This window comes from Albidovulum sp. (assembly GCF_049646345.1).
Taxonomy (GTDB): Bacteria; Pseudomonadota; Alphaproteobacteria; order Rhodobacterales; family Rhodobacteraceae; genus Albidovulum.
On record NZ_JBARVQ010000673.1, the window covers coordinates 1 to 3960 of the forward strand.

Genomic DNA, 3960 nt, shown 5'->3' on the forward strand with positions numbered 1-3960 from the left:
GCAAGAAACGTGGCGGCGGGGCCCGGAAAGCGCCCACGCGTCGCTAGAACGGTTCAGGTTTCGACTGAAAAACAATACGCGGAATTCGAACGGATAAAGTTCGAATTCCGCTTTGGCGTAAACCCCAGATGCTATTGAACCCCGGTGATCGACTGACCGGTTGGTATCCGATTGCACACAGGCGTTGGCTTGCGTAGGAATTCAGTGTAAACCCGGTCGGCCTAAAGGGGGACGCATGACGAATATCATTCTACTCGGACCGCCGGGGGCGGGCAAAGGAACTCAGGCCCGCCGTCTGGTGGAGGAACGCGGACTGGTCCAGCTTTCGACCGGCGACATGCTGCGCGAGGCCAAGGATTCGGGCACCGAGATGGGCAAGATCGTTGCCGATGTGATGGCGCGCGGCGATCTGGTGACGGATGAGATTGTCATCGGCCTGATCGAGGAAAAACTGGCAACCGCCAAGGCCAACGGTTTCATCTTCGACGGTTTCCCCCGTACGCTGGCGCAAGCCGATGCGCTGGCCTCGCTACTGAAGCGGTCGGGCAACCAGCTTGATGCCGTGATCGAAATGCGGGTGGATGACGAGGCGCTCGTTGACCGTATCTCGGGCCGTTTTACCTGCGGCAAATGTGGCGAGGTCTATCACGACAAGACCAAGCCGGTGAAGGTCGATGGCACGTGTGATGAATGCGGCTCGAACGATCTGCGGCACCGCGCGGACGACAATGCCGAAAGCCTGAAACAGCGGCTGATGGAATATTACAAGAAGACCTCGCCGCTGATTGGCTACTATTACGCGATGGGCGACCTCTTTACCGTCGATGGCTTGCAGGAAATCGAGGACGTCGCGAAATCCATCGCCAATGTGTTGGATCAGGCTACCGCGTCTTGACGCCGGGTGGGAATCCCACTAGGTCACAGCGTCTCGTATGAGAATCGTGTTGATTTGCTGGGGTTTCCCTTAGACGAATCAGTTCGAAAGAACCGGCCCGACGGTCCCTGTACCCTCGGGCCATAGTTGTGAGAAAAGGTTCCGGCATCACGGAACCGCAACGAAAGGAAGCTACGCGTGGCACGTATTGCTGGCGTCAACATCCCGACGGGGAAACGCGTCCCCATCGCCCTTCAGTATATCCACGGCATCGGCAACGATATCGCCCACAAGATCTGTGAGGCCGTCAAGATCGAACCGACCCGTCGTGTGAACGAACTTTCCGACGCCGAAGTGCTCGCCATCCGCGAACATATCGACGCCAATTTCACGGTTGAGGGTGACCTTCGCCGCGAAGTGCAGATGAACGTCAAGCGTCTGATGGATCTCGGCTGCTACCGCGGCCTGCGCCATCGCCGCAACCTGCCGGTGCGCGGTCAGCGGACCCACACCAACGCTCGTACCCGCAAAGGCCCCGCAAAGGCCATTGCCGGCAAGAAGAAATAAGGGGGCGTTGAGATATGGCACGCGATAAGACCCGTATGAAGAAAAAGGAACGCAAGAACATCGCCGCTGGCGTTGCGCATGTGAATTCCTCGTTCAACAACACCAAGATCCTGATCTCTGACGTTCAGGGCAACGCGATCGCCTGGTCCTCGGCCGGTACGATGGGTTTCAAGGGGTCGCGCAAGTCGACGCCCTATGCCGCCCAGATGGCCGCCGAAGACGTCGCCCGCAAAGCACAGGAACACGGCGTGAAAACGCTTGAGGTTGAAGTGCAGGGCCCGGGTTCGGGGCGTGAAAGCGCGCTGCGCGGCCTCGCCGCTGCCGGTTTCAACATCACTTCGATCCGTGATGTGACACCGATCGCGCATAACGGCTGCCGTCCGCCGAAGCGCCGTCGCGTCTGACGACTTATTCAGCGTTCCGGGCCGTGCGATGTAGCGCGGCCCGGGGCGTTTTCGTTTATTCCCTCGGGCGTTCCCGGGCATCGGTCATGGACCGGGAACAGGTATGGAGGCAGAACGCATGATCCACAAGAATTGGGCTGAACTGATCAAGCCGCAGCAGCTTGACGTAAAGCCGGGCAACGACCCGCAGCGCAAGGCGACGCTGATCGCCGAACCGCTTGAGCGTGGCTTTGGCCTCACGCTTGGCAATGCGCTGCGCCGGGTGCTGATGTCGTCGCTTCAGGGCGCGGCGATCACCTCCGTCCAGATCGACAATGTACTGCACGAGTTCTCCTCGGTCGCCGGTGTGCGCGAAGACGTCACCGACATCGTGCTGAACCTCAAGGGCGTCTCCTTGAAGATGGAAGTCGAAGGGCCGAAGCGTCTTTCGATCTCGGCCAAGGGTCCCGGTGTTGTCACAGCCGGTGACATCTCGGAATCGAATGGTATCGAGGTTCTGAACAAGGACCACGTGATCTGCCATCTCGACGACGGCGCGGATCTCTTCATGGAACTGACGGTCGATACCGGCAAAGGCTATGTCGCGGCCGACAAGAACCGTCCGGAAGATGCGCCGATCGGTCTCATTCCGATCGACGCGATCTATTCGCCGGTCAAGAAAGTCAGCTACGAAGTTCAGCCGACCCGTGAGGGCCAGGTTCTGGATTACGACAAGCTGACGATGAAGATCGAAACCGACGGCTCGCTGACCCCGGATGACGCGGTGGCCTATGCCGCGCGGATCCTTCAGGACCAGCTGGGTATCTTCGTCAACTTCGACGAACCCGAATCGGCCTCCAAGCAGGATCAGGACGACGGTCTGGAATTCAACCCGCTCCTTCTCAAGAAGGTGGACGAGCTGGAACTCAGCGTCCGTTCGGCCAACTGCCTGAAGAACGACAACATCGTCTATATCGGCGATCTGATCCAGAAGACCGAAGCCGAGATGCTGCGCACCCCGAACTTCGGCCGCAAGTCGCTGAACGAGATCAAGGAAGTGCTCTCGGGCATGGGCCTGCACCTCGGCATGGATGTCGAGGACTGGCCGCCAGAGAATATCGAAGACCTCGCGAAGCGGTTCGAAGACCAGTTCTGATGTAAGGTGGGTTTAAACCCACCTTACGATCGGGCCTTCACCCGCTTTGGAAGAAAAAAAGTAGTAAGGTGGGTTTAAACCCACCTTACTTGACGAAAGGACGGAAGGCGAATAAGCGCCATCCGCAAATGCCCGGAATGCCGGGGAACAAATGGGCACATGCCCCAAGGAGAGCGGAGCGAGGACCACGCCCGCCGGACAAAGCAAAAGACGATAGGAGATCAAAATGCGTCACGCTCGCGGCTACCGCCGTCTGAACCGTACTCATGAGCACCGCAAGGCGCTTTTCGCCAACATGGCCGGTTCGCTCATCGAACATGAACAGATCAAGACCACCCTTCCGAAAGCGAAGGAACTGCGTCCGATCATCGAGAAACTGATCACGCTCGCCAAGCGCGGCGATCTGCATGCCCGCCGTCAGGCTGCATCGCAGCTCAAGCAGGACAAATATGTCGCGCGCCTCTTCGAGATCCTCGGCCCCCGCTACAAAGAGCGGCAGGGTGGCTATGTCCGGATCATGAAGGCCGGTTTCCGCTATGGCGACATGGCGCCGATGGCGATCATCGAATTCGTCGATCGCGATCCGGCTGCCAAGGGTGCTGCGGACAAAGCCCGTGTTGAGGCTGAGGAAGCCGCTGCGTCCTGACGTTACGTCAGAGAGTATTGAATCAAAGAACAACCCCGCCGATACTATCGGCGGGGTTGTTCTTTGTGCTGACTGTGCTGCTGAATGCTGCTGGCTAACCTGTACCCAGACGCAAAGTCCGGTGGTCCTCGCCGGGCGTTTTGGCAATTTCGTCGATCATCGCCGCAAGCTGGGCGTCCGCAACCGGAGTTGCGCCCAGAAATTCGAGCAGGTCGGCGCGGGCCGTATCGGGCAACCGCATGAGTTTGGTAAAAAGTCCCGGATTTATCTTGTGCAAATGCTTAGCTTTCGTATGCAAAGTAATGAGTTCAATTTACGGTTGACCGGCCCTAAA

General features: G+C 58.6%; 6 protein-coding genes. All 6 read left to right on the plus strand.

From position 1 onward, the window contains the following. Nucleotides 1–235 precede the first annotated feature (235 nt). Nucleotides 236–895 (plus strand): adenylate kinase, encoded by a 660-nt coding sequence (locus tag WBB85_RS17595; RefSeq protein ID WP_432639895.1) that lies wholly within the window; start codon nt 236–238, stop codon nt 893–895. A gap of 177 nt (nt 896–1072) precedes the next feature. Next, nucleotides 1073–1441 carry a 30S ribosomal protein S13 gene (gene rpsM / locus WBB85_RS17600; RefSeq protein WP_282367876.1) on the plus strand — a complete coding sequence of 123 codons (369 nt, stop codon included), beginning with the start codon at nt 1073–1075 and terminating at the stop codon, nt 1439–1441. Nucleotides 1442–1455: 14 nt separating this feature from the next. Continuing rightward, nucleotides 1456–1845, plus strand: a complete 390-nt coding sequence (gene rpsK, locus WBB85_RS17605) for a 30S ribosomal protein S11 (protein WP_432639896.1) — start codon at nt 1456–1458, stop codon at nt 1843–1845. A gap of 118 nt (nt 1846–1963) precedes the next feature. Beyond that, nucleotides 1964–2980 (plus strand): DNA-directed RNA polymerase subunit alpha, encoded by a 1017-nt coding sequence (locus WBB85_RS17610; protein ID WP_432639897.1) that lies wholly within the window; start codon nt 1964–1966, stop codon nt 2978–2980. 226 nt (nt 2981–3206) lie between these two features. Continuing rightward, complete coding sequence (rplQ, locus tag WBB85_RS17615) at nt 3207–3626, plus strand: 50S ribosomal protein L17 (protein ID WP_432639898.1); 420 nt, start codon at nt 3207–3209, stop codon at nt 3624–3626. A 121-nt stretch (nt 3627–3747) separates the two neighbouring features. After that, nucleotides 3748–3960 (plus strand): hypothetical protein (locus tag WBB85_RS17620; protein WP_432639899.1); only part of this gene is annotated, 213 nt, incomplete at its 3' end.